Annotated in this window: 26 protein-coding genes; 20 read left to right on the forward strand and 6 right to left on the reverse strand. The window is 30.3% G+C overall.

Annotated features, from left to right (window positions below):
• A complete protein-coding gene (locus tag ACEWL1_RS06625; protein WP_409232507.1) occupies positions 1-2496 on the forward strand; it encodes a polysaccharide biosynthesis tyrosine autokinase in 2496 nt (831 codons plus the stop codon).
• A gap of 58 nt (positions 2497-2554) precedes the next feature.
• On the opposite strand, the gene fumC is transcribed toward ACEWL1_RS06625, so the two are convergent.
• Complete coding sequence (fumC, locus tag ACEWL1_RS06630; protein ID WP_409232508.1) at positions 2555-3952, reverse strand: class II fumarate hydratase; 1398 nt, start codon at positions 3950-3952, stop codon at positions 2555-2557.
• Between the two features lie 157 nt (positions 3953-4109).
• Here fumC and ACEWL1_RS06635 point away from each other — a divergent pair, with 157 nt between their 5' ends.
• On the forward strand, positions 4110-4283 hold the full coding sequence (locus tag ACEWL1_RS06635; protein WP_409232509.1) for a hypothetical protein: 174 nt from the start codon (positions 4110-4112) through the stop codon (positions 4281-4283).
• 75 nt (positions 4284-4358) lie between these two features.
• On the opposite strand, the gene ACEWL1_RS06640 is transcribed toward ACEWL1_RS06635, so the two are convergent.
• The 3 genes from ACEWL1_RS06640 to prfB form a co-directional block, all read right to left on the reverse strand.
• Positions 4359-6782, reverse strand: a complete 2424-nt coding sequence (locus ACEWL1_RS06640) for a TonB-dependent receptor domain-containing protein (protein ID WP_409232510.1) — start codon at positions 6780-6782, stop codon at positions 4359-4361.
• A gap of 115 nt (positions 6783-6897) precedes the next feature.
• Entirely contained in the window at positions 6898-7239 is a 342-nt protein-coding gene (gene arsC, locus ACEWL1_RS06645) for an arsenate reductase (glutaredoxin) (RefSeq protein ID WP_409232511.1), read from the reverse strand.
• A 7-nt stretch (positions 7240-7246) separates the two neighbouring features.
• Positions 7247-8353 carry a peptide chain release factor 2 gene (gene prfB, locus ACEWL1_RS06650; RefSeq protein ID WP_409232512.1) on the reverse strand — a complete coding sequence of 369 codons (1107 nt, stop codon included), beginning with the start codon at positions 8351-8353 and terminating at the stop codon, positions 7247-7249.
• 94 nt (positions 8354-8447) lie between these two features.
• Between prfB and ACEWL1_RS06655 the strand changes: the two genes are divergently transcribed.
• Together ACEWL1_RS06655 and ACEWL1_RS06660 are read left to right on the forward strand one after the other, a co-directional pair.
• A complete protein-coding gene (locus tag ACEWL1_RS06655; RefSeq protein ID WP_409232513.1) occupies positions 8448-10841 on the forward strand; it encodes a zinc-dependent metalloprotease in 2394 nt (797 codons plus the stop codon).
• Positions 10842-10877: 36 nt separating this feature from the next.
• The gene (locus tag ACEWL1_RS06660) at positions 10878-11897 is read left to right on the forward strand and encodes a threonine aldolase family protein (RefSeq protein WP_409232514.1); all 1020 of its coding nucleotides are present in this window, start codon (positions 10878-10880) and stop codon (positions 11895-11897) included.
• Between the two features lie 35 nt (positions 11898-11932).
• Here ACEWL1_RS06660 and ACEWL1_RS06665 read toward each other — a convergent pair whose 3' ends face one another.
• Entirely contained in the window at positions 11933-12574 is a 642-nt protein-coding gene (locus ACEWL1_RS06665) for a hypothetical protein (RefSeq protein WP_409232515.1), read from the reverse strand.
• A gap of 5 nt (positions 12575-12579) precedes the next feature.
• A complete protein-coding gene (locus tag ACEWL1_RS06670; RefSeq protein WP_409232516.1) occupies positions 12580-13074 on the reverse strand; it encodes an RNA polymerase sigma factor in 495 nt (164 codons plus the stop codon).
• A gap of 123 nt (positions 13075-13197) precedes the next feature.
• Between ACEWL1_RS06670 and ACEWL1_RS06675 the strand changes: the two genes are divergently transcribed.
• From ACEWL1_RS06675 to ACEWL1_RS06750, 16 genes are all read left to right on the forward strand, one after another.
• Entirely contained in the window at positions 13198-14094 is an 897-nt protein-coding gene (locus ACEWL1_RS06675; protein WP_409232517.1) for a MerR family transcriptional regulator, read from the forward strand.
• 54 nt (positions 14095-14148) lie between these two features.
• The gene (locus ACEWL1_RS06680; RefSeq protein WP_409232518.1) at positions 14149-15630 is read left to right on the forward strand and encodes a phytoene desaturase family protein; all 1482 of its coding nucleotides are present in this window, start codon (positions 14149-14151) and stop codon (positions 15628-15630) included.
• A complete protein-coding gene (locus ACEWL1_RS06685) occupies positions 15614-16456 on the forward strand; it encodes a phytoene/squalene synthase family protein (RefSeq protein WP_409232519.1) in 843 nt (280 codons plus the stop codon). The genes ACEWL1_RS06680 and ACEWL1_RS06685 overlap by 17 nt, the downstream gene beginning before the upstream one ends.
• Before the next feature lie 4 nt (positions 16457-16460).
• On the forward strand, positions 16461-16910 hold the full coding sequence (locus ACEWL1_RS06690; protein WP_409232520.1) for a sterol desaturase family protein: 450 nt from the start codon (positions 16461-16463) through the stop codon (positions 16908-16910).
• Positions 16910-17605: a lycopene cyclase domain-containing protein gene (locus ACEWL1_RS06695; RefSeq protein WP_409232521.1), complete on the forward strand. Its 696-nt coding sequence runs from the start codon at positions 16910-16912 to the stop codon at positions 17603-17605. Before ACEWL1_RS06690 ends, ACEWL1_RS06695 begins: the two co-directional genes overlap by 1 nt.
• Positions 17606-17608: 3 nt before the next feature.
• Positions 17609-18079 carry a TspO/MBR family protein gene (locus tag ACEWL1_RS06700; RefSeq protein WP_409232522.1) on the forward strand — a complete coding sequence of 157 codons (471 nt, stop codon included), beginning with the start codon at positions 17609-17611 and terminating at the stop codon, positions 18077-18079.
• Between the two features lie 66 nt (positions 18080-18145).
• Positions 18146-18625, forward strand: a complete 480-nt coding sequence (locus ACEWL1_RS06705; protein ID WP_409232523.1) for a glutathione peroxidase — start codon at positions 18146-18148, stop codon at positions 18623-18625.
• Positions 18626-19102, forward strand: coding sequence for an SRPBCC family protein (locus ACEWL1_RS06710; protein ID WP_409232524.1), 477 nt, complete (start codon positions 18626-18628; stop codon positions 19100-19102).
• Entirely contained in the window at positions 19102-20376 is a 1275-nt protein-coding gene (locus ACEWL1_RS06715; RefSeq protein WP_409232525.1) for a cryptochrome/photolyase family protein, read from the forward strand. The genes ACEWL1_RS06710 and ACEWL1_RS06715 overlap by 1 nt, the downstream gene beginning before the upstream one ends.
• A gap of 108 nt (positions 20377-20484) precedes the next feature.
• Positions 20485-20913: a DUF2141 domain-containing protein gene (locus ACEWL1_RS06720; RefSeq protein WP_409232526.1), complete on the forward strand. Its 429-nt coding sequence runs from the start codon at positions 20485-20487 to the stop codon at positions 20911-20913.
• A 31-nt stretch (positions 20914-20944) separates the two neighbouring features.
• Positions 20945-22309 (forward strand): 2TM domain-containing protein, encoded by a 1365-nt coding sequence (locus ACEWL1_RS06725; protein WP_409232527.1) that lies wholly within the window; start codon positions 20945-20947, stop codon positions 22307-22309.
• Positions 22287-22613, forward strand: coding sequence for a 2TM domain-containing protein (locus ACEWL1_RS06730; RefSeq protein ID WP_409232528.1), 327 nt, complete (start codon positions 22287-22289; stop codon positions 22611-22613). Before ACEWL1_RS06725 ends, ACEWL1_RS06730 begins: the two co-directional genes overlap by 23 nt.
• Positions 22588-22923, forward strand: a complete 336-nt coding sequence (locus tag ACEWL1_RS06735) for a 2TM domain-containing protein (protein WP_409232529.1) — start codon at positions 22588-22590, stop codon at positions 22921-22923. Before ACEWL1_RS06730 ends, ACEWL1_RS06735 begins: the two co-directional genes overlap by 26 nt.
• Positions 22924-22931: 8 nt before the next feature.
• Entirely contained in the window at positions 22932-23264 is a 333-nt protein-coding gene (locus tag ACEWL1_RS06740) for a 2TM domain-containing protein (protein WP_409232530.1), read from the forward strand.
• A 3-nt stretch (positions 23265-23267) separates the two neighbouring features.
• Positions 23268-23576, forward strand: coding sequence for a 2TM domain-containing protein (locus tag ACEWL1_RS06745; RefSeq protein ID WP_409232531.1), 309 nt, complete (start codon positions 23268-23270; stop codon positions 23574-23576).
• Position 23577: 1 nt separating this feature from the next.
• Entirely contained in the window at positions 23578-24333 is a 756-nt protein-coding gene (locus ACEWL1_RS06750; protein WP_409232532.1) for a LytR/AlgR family response regulator transcription factor, read from the forward strand.
• Positions 24334-24590 lie beyond the last annotated feature (257 nt).

The raw sequence follows: 24590 nt of genomic DNA on the forward strand, positions 1-24590 counted from the left end.
ATGGGTAATAAAACTTCATATGATAATAATCAACAGCAAAACTCGATTGATGTAAAACTTTATATTTTTAAAGTTTTAGCCTATTGGAAATTATTTGTTGTTACGATTGTGATAGGATTAATAGTTGCTAAATTCATGAATGGCTATAAAGAAAGAGTATATAGCCTAAGCACAACAATAAGTGTTAAAGAGGAAAATAATCCACTATTTTCAACAGGAACAAATATCGCCTTTAATTGGGGTGGAGAAAGCAATGCTGTTGGTACTGTAAAAGTAATTCTTACTTCAAGAACTCATAATGAAAAGGTAGTAGATACTTTGCAATTTTATATTGATTACCTAAAAGAAGGAAGGTATAGAAAAGAAGATGTTTATGGTAGTACGCCTTTTAAAGTGGCGATTGATTTAGATAAGCCTCAGATCTACAATAAATTCATTAGAATAGAAACGGTTAATAAAGATAAGTTTAAAATTTCATTTGATTTTAATGAAGAAGGTAATGACCTGTTAGTTGCTTACTCAAGTGATATGATAAAAGCAGGTACCGGAAATATTATAAGTACTTATTCATCGGATGAAAAAAGTTTTTCAAAAGAATATTATTATGGAGAAAAAATAAGTACTCCTTTTTTAAATTTTACAATTAATTCTGTTGACGAAATTTCAGAGGGAGATTTTTACTATATAAAATTTAATAATTTTGATAGTACTGTTAGTCGCTATAGAGGTATAAGGGTTTCAGACTTAACGGATGGTGCCTCTATTTTAGAACTAAAACTAAATGGAGCAAATAAGAATAGAATTGTAGATTATTTAAACATGTCGGTTAAAGTTCTAGAGAAAGATAAAAAAGGAGCAAAAATAGCCTACGCAGAAAACACCAAAAAATATATTGATAATTTATTTGATAAAGAATCTGACAGTTTAAAGATTTTAGGTAAGGCATTAAGTAGGTTTAAAACAAAAAATAATATTTATAATCTATCAGCTCAAGGCACTAAAATTTTAGAAGAAATCACAATAATTGATCAAGAGAAAAGAAGAGTAACAGATAATATAGAATCATTAGACAGTTTAAGAAACTACCTTATTACGCACAAGAGGTTTAATGATATTCCTGTTCCTGCGATTGTACAAATTGCTGACGGTAAAATTCCACAAGAAATTGGAGAGTTAATTAGCAAAGCTACGGTAAGAGAAAAGTTAAGGGGTCAAATAACAGACAACCATCCAGATATTATTGCATTAGACAATGATATTGAAACTACAAAAAACATCCTTATTGAAAACATTAGAAGCTTACGAGAAACGCTCAGTAATGATTTGAAAAAAATTAATAAAAGACAGTCTATAACTTTAAATAAGCAAAAAACGTTGCCTCAAAAAGAGCAAGGTTTAATAGCTTTTGAAAGAAGTTACGAAATGTCTGAAGCTAATTATAACTATTTAAAACAAAAAAGTTACGAAGCAGGAACTGCCATTGCAGCAAATGTTTCGGATGTGAAAATAATAGATACCGCAAAAGATTTAGGAAACGCTCCCATCTATCCCATTTCAAGTTTTAATTATTTATTGGCATTGTCAATAAGTATCATATTGCCCCTTTTCTATATTATTATTGTTGAAATTTTAGATAATAAAATTCATACCGTAGAAGAAATTGAAAGCGCTTATGCTATACCTGTACTTGGCGTTGTTGGTAGAAACGATTGGAGAAATAATTTAGCGGTTTTTGAAAGACCAAAATCTTCTGTTGCAGAATCTTTTAGAGCATTAAGGTCAAACATTCAATTTTTGTTTAACACAAATAATAAAAATTCAAAATCAAAAACTTTACTACTTACTTCTTCTGTAAGCGGAGAAGGTAAAACAATGATCTCGATTAATATGGCTTCTGTATTTGCATTGAGTGGTAAGAAAACAGTTTTAGTTGGGTTGGATTTAAGAAAGCCAAAAATATTTCCAGATTTTGATTTAGGAAATGAAAGTGGAGTCGTAAATTATTTAATTGGTCAGAGTAGTATTGAAGAAGTTATTAATAAAACTCATGTTCCAAATTTAGATTTAATTTTATCAGGGCCAATTCCGCCAAACCCTTCAGAATTACTTATTAACGAAAAAACGGATGAATTAATAAAGTATTTACAAGATAAATATGACTATGTAATTATTGATACACCTCCAATTGGTTTAGTTTCTGATGCATTAGAATTATTTAAATATTCTGATGCTATTATTTATGCCATTCGTCAAAATTATTCTGAAAAAGGAATGATGAAAATGATTGATGATAAGTACAAAAATAAAGAAGTGTCTAACATTAGTTATGTGTTAAATGATTTTTCATCTCAAGGAAAATATGGTTACGGTTATGGATACGGTTATGGATACGGTTATGGTTACGGTTACGGGAAATACGGTAATGGGTATCATGAAGAAGAGGAGAAAGTTAGCTTCTTAACTAAAATAATTAATTTAGTAAAGCCTAGAACTTAAGGAAAATAAAAAAAGACCATTTCTAAATGGTCTTTTTTTATTTTAAATAGAACTAGAATTACTTTAAGTTTCCAATCATTTCTGCTGGTTTAACCCATTCGTCGTATTGCTCTGGAGTAACATACCCTAAACGTACAGCTTCCTCTTTTAATGTAGTTCCGTTTGCATGTGCTGTATTTGCAATTTCTGCAGCTTTATAATAACCAATCTTAGTATTTAATGCCGTAACTAACATCAACGAATTGTTTAATAATTCAGTAATTCTCACTTGATTTGGCTCAATTCCAGCTGCACAGTTTTCATCAAAAGATTTACAAGCATCACCAATTAATTGTGCAGATTGTAAAACGTTAGCAGCCATCATAGGTTTAAAAACATTTAATTCATAATGACCTTGAGTACCGCCAATTGTCACAGCAACATCATTACCCATTACTTGAGCACAAACCATAGTTAATGCTTCTGCTTGTGTTGGATTCACTTTTCCTGGCATAATTGAACTTCCAGGTTCGTTTGCAGGAATCATAATTTCCCCAATTCCAGATCGAGGTCCAGAGGCCATCATTCGAATATCGTTAGCAATCTTATTTAATGAAACAGCTAATTGTTTTAACGCTCCATGAGTTTCTATAAAAGCATCATGAGCAGCTAATGCTTCAAATTTATTTTCTGCTGTTATAAAAGGCAGTCCAGTAAAATCAGCAATATATTTTGCAACTAAAACATCGTATCCTTTAGGGGTGTTTAATCCTGTTCCAACCGCTGTTCCTCCCAAAGCTAATTCAGATAAATGTTCTAAGGTATTGTTTAGTGCTTTTAATCCGTAGTTTAATTGTGCAACATAACCAGAAAATTCTTGACCTAGGGTAAGTGGAGTAGCATCCATTAAATGAGTTCTTCCAATTTTTACAACATCTTTAAATGCTTCTGCTTTTGCTTTTAAAGTGTTACGTAATTGTTCAACTCCAGGGATGGTAACTTCCATGATTTTTTTATACGCTGCAATATGCATTCCTGTAGGAAATGTGTCGTTTGATGATTGTGACTTATTTACATCATCATTTGGTTGAATGGTTTTTTCACCTTCACCTATAATTTCTCCTGCAATTTCATGCGCTCTATTTGCAATAACCTCATTACAATTCATGTTTGATTGCGTTCCAGAACCAGTTTGCCAAATAACTAATGGAAATTGATCGTCGTGTTTTCCTTCTAAAATTTCATCACAAACCTGAGCAATTAAATCTCTTTTTTCTGATGTTAAAACTCCTAAATCACAATTAGTGTAGGCAGCAGCTTTTTTTAAATAAGCAAAACCGTAAACAATTTCTAACGGCATAGAAGCTGAAGGACCAATTTTAAAGTTGTTTCTAGAGCGTTCTGTCTGTGCTCCCCAATATTTATCAGCAGGAACGTTTACTTGCCCCATAGTGTCTTTTTCTATTCTGTATTTCATTTTTTGTGTTGTTTTTTGCTACTACAAAATTACTAAAAGTATCACAATCAGTTATCAACAAAAAGAAAAAATACGTGTTTAAAATAATTTTTAATAATTAGTGTAAATTGAAAATATATATTATTTTTGTGGTATTAATTATTTTAAAGAAACACAAATGTTAGATTTTTCAGAATTCTCAGGATTTTTATTATTCATGTTTATTTTTACAGCTGGTTTTTGGTTGTTAATTTTCTTATTGACATTTGTTGTTCCTTACTGGATTGGTGGTACAATTTGGGAAAATATGAAATTAAAGAAAGAAGCAAAAAAAGCTGCTGATAAAGAGTAGTTTTTTTAAACAATATTTAATAAAAAAGGGTTTGCATTTTGCAAACCCTTTTTTATTGTGGTAATTCTTTTAGAATTATTTCCCGAACCCTTCGCCACCTTCTTCAAAGTCATCATTTTGTTGTTGTCTTTGTTGCCTTTGGTTTTTCTTTTGATTAAATCGATACACGAAACTTAAAGATACTTGTCTCTGTCTCCATTGATTTTCTCCGTAAGTAGAAGAGTTTGGTGTATAAGAATATCCTTTACGCATTCTTGAGTTTAAAACATCACTAATGTTTAAAACCATGGTACCATTATCTTTAAATAAATCTTTACTAAATGCTAAGTTTGCACTAAAAATTCCATCACTTGTACTTTGAGCATTTTTTTGTCCGCCTCTATAAGACATCGAAGTTTGCCATTGAATACTTGCTGGTAATGTAATTCTTGAATTAAATCGAGCTGACCAGTTAGAATCTTTGTTCCCAAAATCTATATTATTATATTCTCCCACTGTTTCAAATCCATAAAAGTTAAAACTACCAGAAAAATTTACTTTTTTAGAAACACTATAGTTAGTGTTGAACTCAAAACCATATCTATCTTCTGATGATAAATTAATTGGAGATCTAACAATTACAGGAACGCCATTTACAAAATCGCCTCTTTCTTGACTTATAAATTGATAGATGCCGGTAGAATGACGGTAATATATTGAAGAGTTTAACATTAATTTATCCCACTTCTTTAAATAACCGACATCAAATGAATTTGTAAATGTTGGATCTAAATTTACATTTCCTTTAAAAATATTTGTTTCTGAGCTTCTAGATTCAAACGGATTTAAAAAATAGGATCTTGGTCTTCTTAATCTCTTGCTATACCCTAAAGTTACACTCTCATTTTCAGACAATTCGTACCCTAAATTTATTGTTGGAAATAATTGAGTATAAGATTTATTATAATTTTCATTTGTTGTTAGTAAATTAATTTGTTGATCTGTTAACTCAGCTCTTAATCCAACTAAATAAGAAAATTTTTCAAGTTTTTTACCGTATTGACTATATAAAGCGTATACATTTTGTTCGAAATCTAAATTGTTTGATGGATCAAATTTTGGATCTGAATAAGGTGTTGCGGGTAAGTTTTTATAATCTGAAGTAGATTTATCTAAATCAGCTTTGTATCCTAATTCGAACTGAGAACCATCTTCTTTTGGGAAAACATAATCAATTTGAAAAAGTTTTCTTGTAGAATTTTGAATAGTGTTGTTGTTTTCTACAAAGACATTGTTTTGGAAAATACTTCCTGTTTCGTCTTGATCATTTTTGCTGTATTGTAAATCAATAGTTAATTTTTTACCAGTTGCATTTAATCGATTTGTATAGTTAAGAGAATACTGAATTGATTTTGAATCAGATAATTCATCCTCGTTTCTAGTTCTTGTATCTGTTAAGTTTCTATTAGCATCAAATACTTGAACATTATTAGACGTTGTATTGTTTCCATCAGATTTTCTAATAACTATATTTCCTAGAATAGAACTATTATCGGTCAAGTAATATTCTAATCCAAAGCTTGAGTTGAATCCTTTTCTAAGTCTATTGTTATTTCTTAATTCGTCAAGATATCCGGTAATACTACCAGAATTATCAAAATAAGTAGAATTGTTAATGCTTTTCCCTGGTCCGTCTCGGTAGCTATAACCAGTATTTGTAAAGATGTTAAATTTTTCTGTTCTGTAGTTTAGGTTTGTAGAAATTCCGTATTGAGTTGGATCTCCAATTGTTGGATTGATGGAACCGTTAAATCCAGTAACTTTTCCTTTTCTTAAAATGATATTTAAAATCCCGGCTGTTCCTTCAGCATCATACCTAGCAGACGGAGAAGTAATTACTTCAACTCTTTCAATTGCATCCGCAGGTAATTGACGCAATGCGCTTGTACCATCTAAACCAACTAAAGAAGAAGGTTTTCCATCAATTAAAATTCTTACATTTTCATTTCCTCTTAAGCTAACATTTCCTTCTATATCAACACTAACTGATGGCACATTGTCTAAAACATCGGCAACATTTCCGCCTTTAACAGTCATGTCTTTACCAACGTTATATATTTTTTTATCTAAACGAATATCTACTGTAGATTTTTCTGGAATGATATTCACTTCATCCAAAATTTCTCCATCTTCAGATAAAATTATAGTTCCAAGGTTGATGTTTTTATCTATGGTTCTGTTTTTAAAGCTAACCGTTTTAAAAGAAATAAACTCAACACTGATGTCGTACGTACCACCAGCAATTTTAATGTAGAATTCACCTTTTCCGTCTGTAATTCCACCACTTAATTTATTATCCTTTAAGTTTTTTAAAACAACAGTTGCATATTCTAAAGGTTGATTTGAATCTTTATCAAGTACTTTACCAGAAACAGCGAAAGTTTCAGCTTGAGTTGGTCTTTGCGCATAAACTGCCGATATACTTAAAAGGCAAATTAAAACTAAAATAGATTTTTTCATTTGATTGATTTATGTTTAAAGTGGTAAGACAAGAAGTTTGTCAATTAGTTTAAATATGGGTTTGTTAAACTTCTGTTAAAGAAAAAGAGAGCTAAAAAATAGCTCTCAAAAAATATTAAATAATAGTAGTTATATTTTCTATTGGCCTACCAATTACAGCTTTATTGTTGTTTACAACAATGGGTCTTTCTATTAATTTAGGATATTGAATCATTGCAGAAATTAGTTCTTTATCAGATAAATCTTTCTCTTGAAACTGTTCTTTCCAAATTGCTTCATTTTTTCGAACTAAATCAATAGGATTAATTTGTAGTTTTTTTATGATAGAGGTTAATTCTTCAGCAGTAGGAATCTCTTCTAAATACTTAATTATTTTAAATTCTTTTCCAGAATTCTCTAACAATTCTAAACCTTGTCTAGATTTACTGCAACGTGCATTGTGGTATATTTTTATCATATCTTTTTTATAAGGTGGTTTCTGTTTCTTTTTGTCCGTTTAACATTAAGAATGCTTTTAGAAATGCATCAATATCTCCATTCATAACATTATCTACATTTCCTGTTTCGTGAGCAGTTCTAACGTCTTTCACTAATTTATAAGGATGCATTACATAATTTCTAATTTGACTTCCCCATTCATTTTTCATTTTTCCAGCTTCAATGTCAGCTCTTGCAGCTTGTCTTTTTTGCAATTCTATTTCGTACAATTGAGATTTTAGCATTTGCAATGCAGTTGCTCTATTGTCGTGTTGAGAACGAGAATTTGAACATTGAATTTGAATTCCGGTTGGTTTGTGTGTTAGTTGTACTTTCGTTTCAACTTTATTTACGTTTTGACCACCAGCACCACTAGATCTTGCAGTTGTAATTTCAATATCAGCAGGATTTATTTCAATTTCGATAGAATCATCAGCAACAGGATACACATAAACAGAAGCAAAAGAAGTATGTCTTTTTGCATTGCTATCAAAAGGTGAAATCCGTACCAAACGATGTACACCGTTTTCTCCTTTTAACCAACCAAAAGCATAATCGCCTTCAAATTCTAATGTTACTGTTTTAATTCCTGCAGCATCTCCACTTTGATAGTTTAACTCTTTGATTTTTAATCCGTTTTTCTCTGCCCACATCATGTACATTCTCATAAGCATTTCTGCCCAATCGCAACTTTCTGTTCCTCCAGCTCCTGCTGTAATTTGTATGACGGCACTTAAATTATCGCCTTCATCAGAAAGCATATTTCTAAACTCGATACTTTCAAGTAATTCTTCTGCTTTTGAAAATTGCGTCATAACTTCTTGCTCAGAAACTTCCTCTTCTTTATAAAAATCATATAGCACTTGTGCGTCTTCTAATAAACGAACAACGGTATCATAATCTGTTACCCATTTCTTTTTAATTCTAAGCTCTTTCATAAAAGCTTCTGCTTCTTTTGGATTGTTCCAAAAGTCAGGAGCAACTGTTTTTTCTTCGTCATTAGTTATCTCTATAAGCTTTTGCTCAATATTTAAATACTGTTTTAGCTTAGAAATTCTATCAGAAATATTTTTGATTTGTTCTTGTGTAATCATAGGTATCACAAAAATAAGTTAAAAATTGTGATTTAATATTTTATTCAATAATTTCTCATCAATATTTTATAGTTTTATAGAAAATCTTTTAACCATGAAAAAATTGACCATTTTATTATTATTTGTTTTTGTAAACCAAACGTGTTTTTCGCAATTTTTTAAAGACAATAAAAAAGTAACTAAATACGAAGGGTATTTTAATTTTTATTATGACACTAGTAAAGACAAAATATTTTTAGAAATCTCTAAACTCGAATCAGAGTTTTTATATGTTAATGCACTTTCTGAAGGTGTTGGTTCTAATGATATCGGTTTAGACAGAGGGAAATTAGGTGGCGGATCGGTGGTGTTTTTTAGAAAAGCTGGAAATAAAATTTTATTAATTCAACCAAATCAAAAATTTAGAGCCTTAACAGATAATGTTGAAGAAAAAAACTCCATAAAAGAAGCTTTTGCAAAATCGGTTTTACATGGTTTTGTTATTATGGAAGAAAAAAACAACACGTATTTAGTTGATGCTACTTCATTTTTTATGCAAGATACTTTTGGTGTCTCAAATACTTTATCTAGAAGCGGTGAAGGAAATTATAGTGTAGACAAATCTAGAAGTGCTTTTAATTTAGAAAGAACAAAAGCGTTTAAAAAGAATGTAGAATTTGATGTTTTATTAACGTTTAAAGGAAGTCCAAGAGGAAGAAATTTACGGTCTGTTACTCCAGATGCGAGTGCAGTAACCGTTTATCAACATCATTCTTTTGTAGAATTACCAGATGATAAATACAAACCAAGAATATATGATCCTCGTTCTGGTTCTTTCTCGATGTCTTATATGGATTATTCTACACCCGTAAATCAATCAATTACAAAAAGATTTATTTACAGACACAGATTAGAAAAGAAAAACCCAAATGCAGCTATTAGCGAAGCAGTTGAGCCAATTGTATATTATTTAGATCCAGGAACTCCAGAACCAGTAAGATCGGCTTTATTAGAAGGAGCAAGGTGGTGGAACCAAGCTTTTGAAGCTGCTGGATATAAAAATGCATTTCAAGTAAAAATGTTGCCAAAAGGTGCAGATCCTTTAGATTTAAGATACAATGTAATTCAGTGGGTTCATAGATCAACTAGAGGTTGGAGTTATGGTGGAAGTATTTCAGATCCAAGAACTGGAGAAATTATTAAAGGACATGTAAGTTTAGGTTCTTTAAGAATCAGACAAGATTTTTTAATTGCTCAAGCCCTACAGGCTCCTTACGCTACAAAAACAGCAAAAGATAAATTTGCTTTAGAAATGGCTTTGGCCAGAATTAGACAATTATCTGCACATGAAATTGGACATACAATTGGGTTTGCACATAATTATATTGCAAGTACTATTGGTAGATCTTCTGTAATGGATTATCCACATCCGCAATTTTCGTTAAAAAACGGAAAAATAGATTTCTCAAATGCCTATGCAACTGGAATTGGAGAATGGGATAAAGTAACTGTTGCTTATTCTTATCAACATTTTACAAATAATGAAGAACAAGGATTGCAAAACATCTTAGATACTGCGTTTGCAAGAGGGTTGCGATTTATTACAGATCAAGATGCTAGATCAAAAGGAAGCGCACATGCGTACGCACATTTATGGGATAATGGTAAAAATGTTGATGATGAATTAAACTCATTATTAGCAATCAGGAAAAATGCAATACATAAATTTTCTACCGATAATATTAAAAGTAAAGAACCCTATTCTGTCTTAGAAGATGTGTTTGTTCCGTTGTATTTTTTACATAGATATCAAACAGAAGCAGTTTCTAAAATAATAGGAGGTTTGGATTATAATTATGCTGTTAAAGGAGGAAAGCAAATCATTGTAAAAAGAGTTCCGGGTGCTGTTGAGCGCAAAGCACTTTCTGTTCTTTTAAGAACTATTGATGTAGAAACCATTGCAATTCCTACTTCAAAATTAGAGTTGTTTCCGCCAAGAGCTTTTGGTTATGGTAGAACAAGGGAATCTTTTAAAAGTAAGGTTGGTGCAGAATTTGACCCTTTCGGAGCTGTTGAAACGGCATCAGAAATGACGTTAGAATTGCTTTTTCATCCGCAAAGAGCTGCGCGTTTAGTATTGCATAAAAGTTTAGACAAAACGCAATTAGGTTTAGAAGAATTAATTGATAATGTTATTGATAATACTTTTAAAAAATCTCATAAAAACGATTATTACCAAGAATTACAAAATATTGTTAACGAACAAGTTTTAAATCAGTTATTTTATTTAGCCGCTAACAAAAACACCTACAAACAGGTTACCGCAATTGTAAACTATAAGATTGATGAAATTGCTACTTTGTTACGTACTCGAAAATCTAAAGGTGCTCAATTAATGCACGATAAAGAAATGTCAAGAAGTATTTCTGCATTTAAAAGTGATCCTTCTAAATTTAAAAAAGTACAATCACCTCAAATTCCAGATGGTTCGCCAATCGGAATGGATTAAGAAGTTAAAAAAATTAATAAGAATCAATATTTATAAATGAGAATAGATTTAATAAGCGATACCGTTACAAAACCAACAAAAGGGATGTTAGCCGCAATGATGAATGCAGAAGTTGGAGATGATGTTTTTAAAAGTGATCCAACCATTAACGCGTTACAAGTTAAAGCAGCTGAAATGTTTGGAATGGAGGATGCATTATTTTTCCCTTCTGGAACAATGGCAAATCAAACTGCAATTAAATTGCATACGCATCCAGGAGATAAAATGTTTTGTGATAAATGGGCACATGTTTTTAATTTTGAAGGAGGAGGCGCGGCATTTAATTCAGGAGTTTCAAGTCATTTGATAGACGGAGAAAGAGGGATGTTTACAGCAGCACAATTGGCCTATGCAGTTTCTGGACGAGCAGATATTCACGCCCCCTATTCTCGTTTGGTTTGTATAGAAAATACCACAAACAAAGGAGGTGGTGCATGTTGGGATATCGAAGAACTTCAAAAAATAAAACAAATTTGTGATGAAAAAGAGTTGGCTTTTCATTTAGACGGAGCAAGATTATTTAATGCTTTGGTTGCAAAAAATGAATCTCCAAAACAATACGGAGAGGTGTTTGACACCATTTCAATCTGTTTATCAAAAGGGTTAGGTGCACCAGTTGGTTCTATTTTATTAGGATCAAAAGAACACATTGCAAAAGCATTGCGAATCAGAAAAATATTTGGTGGCGCAATGAGACAAGCTGGTTATTTAGCTGCAGCTGCAATTTATGCCTTAGACAATCATGTAGAAAGATTGGCTGATGATCACAAAAGAGCAAAAAGAATTGGAGAAGTTTTAGAAACATGCTCTTTTATAAAAAGTGTAGAGCCAATAGAAACCAATATTGTTATTTTTTACACAAAAGATACAGTTGATGAAGATGTTTTTGTAGCAACAATGGCAAAGAAAAATATTCATTTCATTTCAATGGGCGATGGAAAATTACGAATGGTTACACATTTAGATTTTACAGAAGAAATGCTAGATAAACTCATTTTGGAGTTACAAAATTTTTAAAACAAAAACTCCAGCTTAAAGCTGGAGTTTTTGTTTTAATGCAGGTGTTCTATATTGTCGAGTTCTTTGTAGTTTTGATTTAGTTTTTTAAGCAATCTACCATAAGTAAATTTATAAAAGAGCCAAATTATTGCAAACATAATTATCACCATTATAGCTGACGCTACTATAAAAATTGTTATTGTTGTTGTAGTATCAACATTTAAGCCATCAGGGTTCAAAGCGTTTATCAAATCATCGGGTTGTCCTAATAAAATAATCATTAATACAATATTTGAAATAATAATTCCGCCTAAATTATAGTATACATAATACTTTACCGTTTTTCTCACAGATAAGATTCTGTTCATTAGTCTTTTGGTGTTGTCTGTAATTGAAATTGAATTGTAATTTTTGTAAAACAACACTAAGAAAACTAGTATTACTACATAATGTACGTAAGTTGTTATTTTTAAAAGTTCCATTATTTTAAAATCTTTATAAAACTCTAAATATTTTTGAGGAACCATAAAATTTAAACTTGTCCAAAAAACTAACTCAATTATCCCAATAATAAAAATCCATTTTACTATTGATGAAGATTTTGAGTGCGACATCTTGTAAATATCAATATTAGAAACAGGATGTGTTTCTAGTGGTTGATTTTCCCAAGATTTTTTATATTGTTCTAAATCCATTTTTTTTATGGGTTTAATATGTTTTTTAATTTGTCTTTTGCTCTATTCATTTTAACCCTTGCGTTTACTTCTGTAATCCCTAATGCTTCAGAGATTTCTTTATAGGGTTTGTTTTCTAAATACAAAAATATGAGCGCTTTATCAATATCGTTTAGTTGATGAATCGCTTTGTATAGTGCTTTTAATTGCAACTCTTCAGTATTATCGTACTCGTTAGATTTTATCTTATAGGTAAAATCATCAATATCTTGAGTCTTAATACTTCTGGTTGATTTTCTATATAAAGAAATTGCCGTGTTTAATGCTACTCTGTACATCCAAGTACTAAATTTTGAATCGCCTCTAAACTTGCTGTAGTTTTTCCACAGTTGAATCACAACTTCTTGAAACAAATCATTATGCGCATCTTGATTTGTAGTGTAGATTCTACATACTTTATGAACGATATTTTGATTTTGCTCAAAATCCAGTAAAAATTTAGACTCTAAATCTTTTTGCACTTTATGTTTTGTTAGTTCTTGGTTAATAAGTAGCTCAAAAGTAGAAAATGTTACAGAATTACTCTTGTAAAATTTACTATTAAATTGAAATTCTTATATTTGTTTAATTAAAACTATTTAGAATTGAACAATATCAAAACAAGCTTTACCATTAAAGATCTAGAAAATCTATCTGGAATTAAAGCACATACAATTAGAATTTGGGAAAAAAGACATCAACTTTTAACTCCGCAAAGAACAAGTGGTAACGCTAGGTATTATGATACTGAAAATCTTCAAAAACTATTGAATGTTAGTTTGTTAAATAAGAACAATTATAAGATTTCTAAAATTGCAAAATTATCTGAAGAATCAATTGTTTTAATAGCAAGAGAATTGGCAAATAAAAATGCTTTGGTAGACGACGCCATCAATTCATTTAAAATAGCAATGTTTAGTTTTGATCAAGCGTTGTTTAATCAAACCTATAATCAATTGCTCATCAATAAAACATTTAGAGATGTTTTTAAAGAGGTGTTTGTTCCTTTTTTAGACCACATCGGTTTGATGTGGCAAACAAAGACGTTAACGCCCGCTCATGAACATTTTATTTCAAATTTAATTTCTCAAAAAATACAAATCAATATTGAGAAAATTCAGCAAAATTTGTTGGTTGATGACAGTGCTGTTTATGTGCTTTTTTTACCAGAAAATGAAATTCATGAATTAGGTTTAATGTATTTGAATTATGAATTATCTCTAAGAGGAAAAAAGACAATTTATTTAGGGCAAAGCATTCCTTTAGATAATTTGAACTCTCTTTTACCAATGTTTTCTAAAGTTAATTTTATTTCTTCTTTTACGGTTGCTCCTCATGATTTATTTATGAATGATTATCTTAGTGAAATTGAAGTTAAATTAAAAAACACAAAGCACGAGTTTTGGGCTTTTGGGAATAAGGTTCAGAATCTCAATTCTAAAGCTTTTAAAAGTCATTTTTTATTCTATGCAAGCTTGATTGATTTGTTAAAAGAAATATAATTTTTAATATAATTTTATATTTTGTTTAATTAATTTGTACATTTGTTAAACAAAATGAAAAAACAAATACATATTATAGGTTCAGGATTCTCATCATTATCGGCTTCATGCTATTTGGCAAAAGCAGGTTTTGACGTTACGGTGTATGAGAAAAACAAGACAACAGGAGGTAGGGCAAGGCAATATAAAAAAGAAGGGTTTACCTTTGATATTGGTCCGACTTGGTATTGGATGCCAGATGTTTTTGAGAAATTTTTTAAAGATTTTGATAAAAAGCCATCAGATTTTTATGAGTTAGACCGATTAGATCCTGCGTATCAAGTGTATTTTTCTGAGTTAGAATCCATTATTATTTCTGGAAAATTAAAAGAGATTTTTGAAGCTTTTGAAAAAGAAGAAGAAGGAAGTTCTAAACACCTAAAAGATTTTTTAGATGCTGCAAAGTTCAATTACAATACTGCAATTAAAGATTTGGTGTATCGACCAGGAGTTTCTCCGCTCGAATTGATTACTCCAGTAACAATTAAAAGAGTCAATCAGTTTTTCTCTACAATAAGAACTCAGGTTCGTAAAAATATAAAAAGCCAGAAGTTAATTCAGATTTTAGAATTTCCTGTATTGTTTTTAGGCGCAAAGCCTAGCAATACCCCAGCTTTTTATAGTTTTATGAATTATGCAGATTTTGGTTTGGGAACATGGCATCCAAAAGGAGGAATGTATAAAGTAGTAGAAGCAATGACAACTTTGGCATTAAGTTTAGGAGTTGTATTTGAAACAGATGCAAATGTTGAAAAAATTTGTTTAGATGAAAAAGGTAAAACCACTGGTTTGCTTGTAAATGATGTATTTATACAATCAGATATTGTAGTTAGTGGAGCAGATTATCATCATACAGAAACCTTATTACCAACCAAATATAGACAGTATTCTGAAAAATATTGGAGCAAAAAAGTGTTTGCGCCTTCGTCTTTATTATTTTATGTTGGATTTGATAAGAGATTAAAAGACGTTTCACATCATACATTATTTTTTGATACTGATTTTGATGAACATGCTAAAACAATTTATGACGATCCAGCTTGGCCAGAAAAACCTTTGTTTTATGCAAGTTTTCCAAGCATAACTGATAAAAGTTTAGCTCCAGAAGGAAAAGAAGCCGCAACGTTCTTAATTCCGCTTGCACCTGGATTAGAAGATACAGAAGAATTAAGAGAAGCCTATTTTACTAAAATTATAGACAGATTAGAAGGTTTAACCCATCAAGAAGTAAAAAGGAGTATTTTGTTTAAAAAATCATATTGCGTAAAGGATTTTATAAAAGATTATAATTCGTATAAAGGGAATGCTTATGGTTTGGCAAACATATTAACTCAAACAGCTTTTTTAAGACCCAAAATACAAAGTAAAACTGTTGAGAATTTGTTCTTTACAGGACAATTAACAGTACCAGGGCCAGGTGTTCCACCGTCATTAATTTCTGGTAAAATTGTTTCAGATTTAATTATAAAAAAACATTCGTATGAAAGCACTATTTGATCAAGTTTCCAGTAATTGTAGTGAATTGGTTACAAAAAAATACAGTACATCGTTTTCATTAGCGGTAAAAATGTTGTCACCAAAAATTAGAACAGCCATCTATAATATTTATGGATTTGTTCGTTTTGCTGATGAAATTGTTGATAGTTTTCATCAATATGACAAAGAAAAATTAATCAACAAATTTGAAGCTGATTATTATGAGGCAATTGAAGACGGAATTAGTTTAAACCCAATTTTAAATGCATTTCAACAAACGGTTTTTCAATATCATATTTCTGATGATTTAGTACAGGCATTTTTAAAAAGCATGAAAGCCGATTTAAACAAAACAGAATACCAAACAAAAGAAGAATATGATTCGTATATTTATGGTTCTGCTGATGTTGTTGGATTAATGTGTTTAAAGGTTTTTGTAAATGGAGATTCAGAAAAATACGAAGATTTAAAAAAACCAGCAATGCGTTTGGGTTCTGCTTTTCAGAAGGTCAATTTTTTAAGAGATTTAAAAGATGATATTGAAGGCTTGAATAGATCTTATTTCCCGAATGTAGATTTACGCACTTTAAATAATGAATCTAAAAATCAAATTATAAAAGAAATAGAAGAAGATTTTGAAGTTGCTTTTAAAGAGGGGATTTTAAAACTACCTGTTGAAGCAAAATTTGGTGTCTATGTTGCCTATAGATATTATAAAAGGTTATTAAAAAAATTAAAACAAACACCTTCTTCTAAGATAATGGAAACAAGAGTTAGAATCTCTAATTCAATGAAAATTAATTTATTAGCGAGAAGTTTTGTGAAATATAAACTAAATTTAATCTGATCTTATGTTTTTTGCCTTAACGACTTTGATTACATTTTTAATAATGGAAGGAATTACTTGGTGTACACATAAATACGTGATGCATGGTTTTGGTTGGTTTTTGCATGAAGATCATCATCAGCCAGGTTATCCGAATGTATTTGAAAAAAACGATGCGTTCTTTGTAGTTTTTGCAATTCCAAGTATTTTATTATTCTATTTCGGAATCCGACCAGAAATCAACTTTTTGTTCTTTATTGGGTTGGGAATTTTATGTTATGGAATTGCTTATTTTTTAGTGCATGATGTGTTAATTCACAGACGATTTAAATGGTTCAGAAATACCAATAGCAGGTATTTAAAAGGCTTGAGGAAAGCACATAAAATTCATCATAAACATTTAGGGAAACCTGATGGTGAATGTTTCGGGATGTTGTTTGTCCCTTTAAAATATTTTAAAAAAAACAACTCCTAATGTATTTGTATTTACTATTAAATCTGGGTTCAATTAGTATACCTTTTATATATTCTTTTAATAAAAGGATGAATTTCGTCAAACAATGGAAAACAGTGTTTCTAGCCATAATTTTAGTGGCAATCTTTTTTATTGTTTGGGATGTTATCTTTACGAAAAATGGCATTTGGGGATTTAATGATAACTATCATTTGCCGTACAAAATTGCTAGATTACCAATTGACGAGATGTTGTTTTTTATCTGCATTCCGTATGCTAGTATTTTTATTCATTATTCATTGGAATATTTTAGACCAACCTTTTTATTGTCAGATAAAGCAGTAAACCGGATTACCTATTTTTTATTGATTTTAACGGCAATAACCTTGTTTTTTAATTTTGATAAATGGTATACAAGTGTTAATTATTCATTATTAATACTTACTTTACTGGTAGCACTTTTTTTTGCAAAAGATATTTTAAAGCGATTTTACATTTCCTTTGTAATAATTTTAATTCCGTTTTTTATAGTAAACGGAATCTTAACAGGAAGTTTTATACCTGAGCCAGTTGTTTGGTATAACAATTCAGAAAACTTAGGAATTCGCTTATTTACAATTCCGATTGAAGATGCCGGCTATGCTTTTACAATGTTATTTTGGATTGTTTTTTTAAATGAACAATTCAAAAAAATGAACCTTTTTAAAACTGTATAAAAAATGAAAAACAAGTATGTTTTATTTTTAATATTTTTTATTGCCAACTTTGGTGCTTTAGGTATTGGAACTATTTTAATGAATGATGGCCCAACATCAAACTGGTACACTTCTTTAAATCAAGCTCCATGGACTCCAGAAGGTTGGGTTTTTGGCGCAGCTTGGACAACAATTATGGTATTGTTTTCATTTTACATGACCAAACTAGCCTTGTTTTTTAAAGAAAAAAAATCATTTCTAATACAACTATTTCTGCTGCAATGGTTGTTAAATGTAAGTTGGAATTACGTTTTCTTTAATCAACACCTTACAATTGTTGGCTTTGTAGTCATCATAAGTTTATGGTTATTGGTAGGCTTTTTTACATTCAATTTTATCAAACAGATAAAATGGTACACACTGCTGATTGCACCGTATTTAATTTGGTTGACAATTGCATCAACTTTAAACGGATATATAATTTTATACAATTAAAACATGAAACCTATTTATATTCTTTGTCTACTCATAGGCATCAATATCATCAATAAAACAGAAAAAATGGAAACAACATCAGTATATAATATCGAAATTAAGAGCATTTCTGGAGAGAAAATCAATTTAGCAGATTTTAAAGGTAAAAAAATATTGTTTGTAAATGTGGCCTCAGAATGCGGTTTTACGCCACAATATGAAGGTTTGCAAGAGTTATATGAGCAGTATAAAGACAAGTTGATGGTTATCGGTGTTCCTTCAAATCAGTTTGGCGGACAAGAACCTGGAACGGCTGAGCAAATTCAGTCTTTTTGTAAACTCAATTATGGCGTTACTTTTTTGATTACTGAAAAAGTTGATGTAAAAGGAGATAAGCAACATCCATTATATGCTTGGTTGACAAAAAAAGAAAATAACGGATTGAAAAACTCTTCTGTAAAGTGGAATTTTCAAAAATATTTGGTGGATGAAAAGGGCGAATTGATTGATTACTATTTTTCTTTAACCAAACCAATGAGTAAAAAGATTACAAAACATTTACAATAAATGATTCAGTTTTCGAAACACTCAGGAATTTATACCTTAGAAGCATCACAAGAATTAAATATTTCGATAGTAGAAGCCTGGGGTTATTTTTCATCACCAGAAAATTTGTCGAATATTACTCCACCAAAAATGGGTTTTCACATCACTTCTAAAGTGGATAAAAAAGCATATCAAGGTCAGATTATTACCTATAAAGTTTCTCCGATTCCGTTTGTGAAAACAAATTGGGTGACAGAAATAACTGCGGTAAAAGAGCACCAATTTTTTATAGATGAACAACGTTTTGGACCATATTCGATGTGGCATCACGAACATTTTTTTGAATCGTTGCCAAACGGAAACACCTTGATGAAAGATAAAATATCGTATAAAATTCCTTTTGGTTTTCTAGGCAGCATTGCGCAAACTTTATTTATAAAAAAACAACTACAATCTATTTTTGAATATAGAGAAAAAGTGTTAAATACTATTTTTTAATGATGAATGTATTTTGGTTTCGTAGAGATTTACGTTTAGAAGATAATGTAGCTTTGTACAAAGCAGCTTTAGAAAAAGAACCTGTACTTCCGATTTTTATTTTTGATACAGAAATCATAGATTCTTTGCCAAAAGAGGATGCCCGAATTACCTTTATTTACAACACGCTAAAAAGTATTGATGCAGAATTTAAAAAGCTAAATTCATCACTACTGATAAAAATTGGAAAGCCAATTGAGGTTTGGAAAGCATTGGTTTCTCAATATCAAATTGATAATGTTTTTTACAACAAAGATTACGAACCCTATGCAATTGCTAGAGATTTAGAAGTTACACAGTTTCTAAAATCAAAAAGCATTGGAGTTTTATCCTATAAAGATCAGGTGATTTTTGAAGAATCAGAAATTGTAAAAGCAGACGAATTACCGTACACGATTTTTACGCCGTATAAAAACAAATGGTTGTCAGAATTTAACGAAGATTTACTTTTAGAAAGTAATCCAAAGCCTAACTTTTATCACTTTAAAATAGATTTCCCTTCATTAGAATCTATCGGATTTGCAGAAAGTACAATCAAAGTAAAAGGGTATAATTTAGCGCATTTAGATCAATACGATGCTGTTAGAGATTTTCCGTTTATTGATAAAACGTCTTATGTTTCTCCGTATTTACGTTTCGGTTTATTAAGTGCTAGAAAACTGATTAAAATTGCTTTAGAAAGCAATGCAACGTATTTGAGTGAATTAATTTGGAGAGAGTTTTTTATGCAGATTTTATTTCACTTTCCAAACGTTGTTACAGATAATTTTAAAAGTAAATACAATCAAGTCGACTGGAGAAATAACGAGCAAGAATTTGAAGCTTGGTGCAAAGGAGAAACGGGTTACCCATTTGTTGATGCAGGAATGCGACAATTAAACGAAACAGGCTATATGCACAACAGAGTTCGAATGATTACTGCCGGGTTTTTGTGTAAACATTTATTAATTGATTGGCGTTGGGGAGAAGCGTATTTTGCTGAAAAGTTATTGGATTATGATTTGTCTGCCAACAATGGTAATTGGCAATGGGCAGCCGGAACAGGTTGTGATTCTGCGCCATATTTTAGAATTTTTAATCCGACAGCACAAATAAAAAAGTTTGATAAAGACTTGCAGTATATTGCAACTTGGGTAAAAGATTTGAACGAGCTTACGTATCCGCAGCCAATAGTTGAACATAAAATGGCTAGAGAAAGAGCATTAGCTACTTACAAAAAAGGACTGAATTCTTAAAAACCTACAATTCATCCTTAAAAAAATACAATTCGGTTTCTTTTAATTTATAAAACTTATTTGTTGTTACATCTTTGTGGTGTCATTAACAATTAAAAATAAGAAATCATGAAAGTATTCACAACAATTTTCGCAATCCTAGTTGTATTTCAAACAGCAACATTTACAGCTAAAAAATCTAATACAGAAAAAAGAACAATTACAGTATCAATTGATAATGTTCCTAGTGATAAAGGTACAGTAAGTTATGCTTTGTACAATAAAGATAACTTTATGAAAGTGCCAGTTCAAACGCAATCGAGTTCTCCAAAAGGTAAAAAAAGTAAAGTAGTTTTTACAAATATTGAGCCAGGTAATTACGCAATTATTTGTTTTCACGATGCAAACAGTAATAATAAAATGGATTTTCAATCTAACGGAATGCCATTAGAGAGTTACGGAATGTCTAACAATCCAATGAGTTTTGGTCCGCCAAATTTTGATGAGGCACAGTTTGAAGTTTCAGATAAAGATGTAACTTTAGAGATTAGATTTTAATAACAAAATCTTTAACGATAAATAAAAAGACATGAGTCAAGATAAAAATAGTTCAACACTAGATAAGATAAAGAAAGACGTTATTCTTTGTATAAAGTTAACAGTTGTATTTGGAATCTTATTTGTGATTATCAATCAGCAATTTACCATAAAAGGTGTTGGAATTATATTTTTATTTTCTGCAATGTATTCCTTCGGATTAGGATTAGGAAACGGTATGATTAATGAGTATTTAAATACCAAATGGAGTTGGGTAGATCAAACAAATCAAAGACTTACAGCGGGTATTATTGCAACCATATTTTACACAATTATTATTGTATTGCTAATTCATTATGTACAATATGTACTTATTTTAGGAAATAACTTTGAAGAGTTTTTCTTTGGAGAATTATTTTTAGTGCATGTATTTACAATTTTGGGAGCACTTGCAATTGCAGTTTTTTTTCACGCTCGTGGATTTATGATCAATTGGAAAGCTTCGCAAACGCAAAAAAGCAATAAACAAGAAATTGTAGCAAAAACGGAAACTGCAAAATTTGAATCGTTAAAAAATCAAATTGATCCGCACTTTTTATTCAATAGTTTAAATGTGTTAACATCATTAATTGGAGAAAATCCGAAGCAAGCAGAACGCTTTACTACAAAATTATCGAAAGTATATCGGTACGTTTTAGAACAGAGAAATAAAGAATTAATTCCGCTTTCTGAAGAATTGCAATTTGCAAGAACCTACATGGAATTATTACAAATGCGATTTGAAGATGCCATACAATTTGATATTCCATCAGAAATTAGCAACGAAGAATTAAAAATTGTGCCTTTATCCTTACAATTGTTACTTGAAAACGCTGTAAAACACAATGTGGTTTCATCAAGCAAACCATTACAACTTCGAATTTTTGAAGAAAACGGAGCGTTAATTATAGAGAATAATGTAAATCATAAAGAAGCAATTGGTAAAAGCACAAAAATTGGATTAAGAAACATTACAGATAGGTATTTCTTACTAACAAAAAGAAGTGTAGAAATTACAAACGACAACATAGTTTTTAGGGTAAGCTTGCCATTATTAACAAAAAACAACAACATTATGTACACAAAAGAAATAGAAAATAACAGTTATGTAAGAGCTGTAGAAAAGGTAGAAAAGCTAAAAGAGTTTTATCAAAATTTAGCATCGTATTGTATTGTAATTCCGTTTTTAGTATTCATCAATTTATATACATCACCACAGTTTCATTGGTTTTGGTTTCCAATGTTTGGTTGGGGAATTGGTGTCATTTTTCACGGATTAGATGTGTATAATTACAATCCGTTTTTAGGAAGAAACTGGGAAAGTAAAAAGATTAAAGAATTGATGGAAGAAAACGATGATACATCAAACTGGGAATAATACTATGGAAGGAGAATATATAGAAGAAAAGCGTTATTTAAAAGCAAAAAAAAGAGTAAAAGAGATTCAAGGGTTTTACATCCATTTGGTAATAGAAATCTTTTCTCTGATTACAATTGTAGCAGTTAATTTAATTTTTTCGCCAGGTTATCATTGGTTTTGGTTTGCTGCACCAGGAATTGTATTTGTAGTCATATTACATTGGTTTCTGGTTTTTGGACCTTCAAAAATTGGTTTCGGAAAAGAATGGGAAGCCAAAAAAATTAAAGAGTTGATGGATGAAGATGGAAAATTATCAAAATAAAGCAGGAATTATGAAAGAATTTACAAAAGAGCAAAAATATTTAAGAGCTAAAAAGAAGGTGGATAAAATCAAAGGGTTTTATGCAAATGTTGCATCATACTGTATCGTAATTCCTTTTTTAATTTTTATAAACGTACGTTTTGTGCCAGAATTTCATTGGTTTTGGTTTCCGATTTTTGGTTGGGGAATGGGATTGACTTTCCACGCAATGGATACCTATGATTACAATCCGTTTTTAGGAAGAAATTGGGAAGAGAAAAAGATCAAGGAATTGATGGAAGAAGAAGAAAAGTATAAACAATACAAGTAAAAAAAATCATGAGAGACGAAGAGGCAATAAGAGGTATCAAGTACCTTAGAGCAAAAAAAAGGGTTGAAAAAATAAAAGGATTTTACGTTCATTTAATCGTATATATTATTGTAAATACATTTTTAAGCGGAATCATCATTTTTGGTTTAATGAATGATGGAGGAGATTCACTTGAAGAGGTGATTCAAAACTTTGGAGTGTATTCTACTTGGTTTTTTTGGGGAATTGGAATCTTTTTTCATTGGTTAGGCGTTTTCGGATTTAATGTTGTAGGAAAAAACTGGGAAGAGAAAAAGCTAAAAGAAATTATGGAAGAAGAAGAACGCAAATCTAAATTTTAAGAAATGATAGAAGAGAATAAATACGTAAAAGCGAAAAAGAGAGTTGAAAAGTTAAAAGGCTTTTACAATCATGCTGCTTTTTATATAATTATCAATGGTTTTTTTATTGGTAGAAGAATTTATAAAGATATTTCTTATGGAGATTGTTTTCTAGATGCTTTTACAGAAATTAGCAATTATAGATTGTTTTTTTGGTGGGGAATCGTTTTAATATTTCACGGTTTAAATGTGTATAAGTTCAATTTTTTTGGTAAAAAATGGGAAGAGCGTAAAATACAAGAAGAAATGAATAAGGATCATAATAAGTTTTAGCATGAATGTAATAATTATAGAAGACGAAAAACCAGCAGCAAGAAGATTAAGTAGAATGCTGGAGGAATTGGATGTAAAAGCTCATAAAATGCTACATTCTGTAGAAGAATCAATAGAGTGGTTTCAGAATAATGAACATCCAGATTTGCTATTTTTAGACATTCAGTTATCTGATGGTTTGTCTTTTGAAATTTTTGAACATGTTACCATTTCTAGTGCCATTATTTTTACAACAGCGTATGATGAATATGCATTAAAAGCTTTCAAGTTAAATAGCATCGATTATTTACTAAAACCAATTGATGAAGACGAATTAAAAGCTGCAGTAGATAAATATAAAAGTCACCATGTGAAACAAGCAGATGTTCAATTAAACTTTGAAGATATTAAAAAGTTGCTGGTAAATCCGATTGATAGAAAATATAAAATACGTTTTACCATAAAAGTAGGTCAGCATTTAAAAATTGTTTCAACAGATGATGTTGAGTGTTTTTACAGCGAAAACAAAGCAACCTATATCCATACAACTGCAAATAGAAGTTATTTATTAGATGGCGCTTTAGAACAAGTACAAACCGAATTAGATCCAGAAAAATTCTTTCGAGTAAACAGAACGTTTATTGTTCAAATATCAGCAATAAAAGACATTGTTGCGTATACAAATAGTCGTTTAAAAATCATTTTAAATTCGTATTCAGAAACAGAAATTATTGTGAGTAGAGAACGCGTTAAAGATTTTAAAAATTGGATTGAGTAAGAATAATTAGTTTGCAGTTTTCAATAGCAGTATACAGTTAGATTCAAATTAGAAACAAACCTGTCTATTCTCTTTTTTCTAAAAATATAACAGTCTAACAGTCTAGGCTCTTAGCTCTTCAAATTGCTAAATTGTTAAATTAAATCATTGTTATATTACCCATTGTTTAATTACAAATATTTTGTACATTTGCACTCCTTTTTACGAGAACAGGTTTATAAAAGGAACTAGAAAATAATTATTTATATAAACATCTC

The sequence above is a fragment of the Polaribacter gochangensis genome, from assembly GCF_046224025.1.
GTDB classification, from domain to species: Bacteria; Bacteroidota; Bacteroidia; order Flavobacteriales; family Flavobacteriaceae; genus Polaribacter; species Polaribacter gochangensis.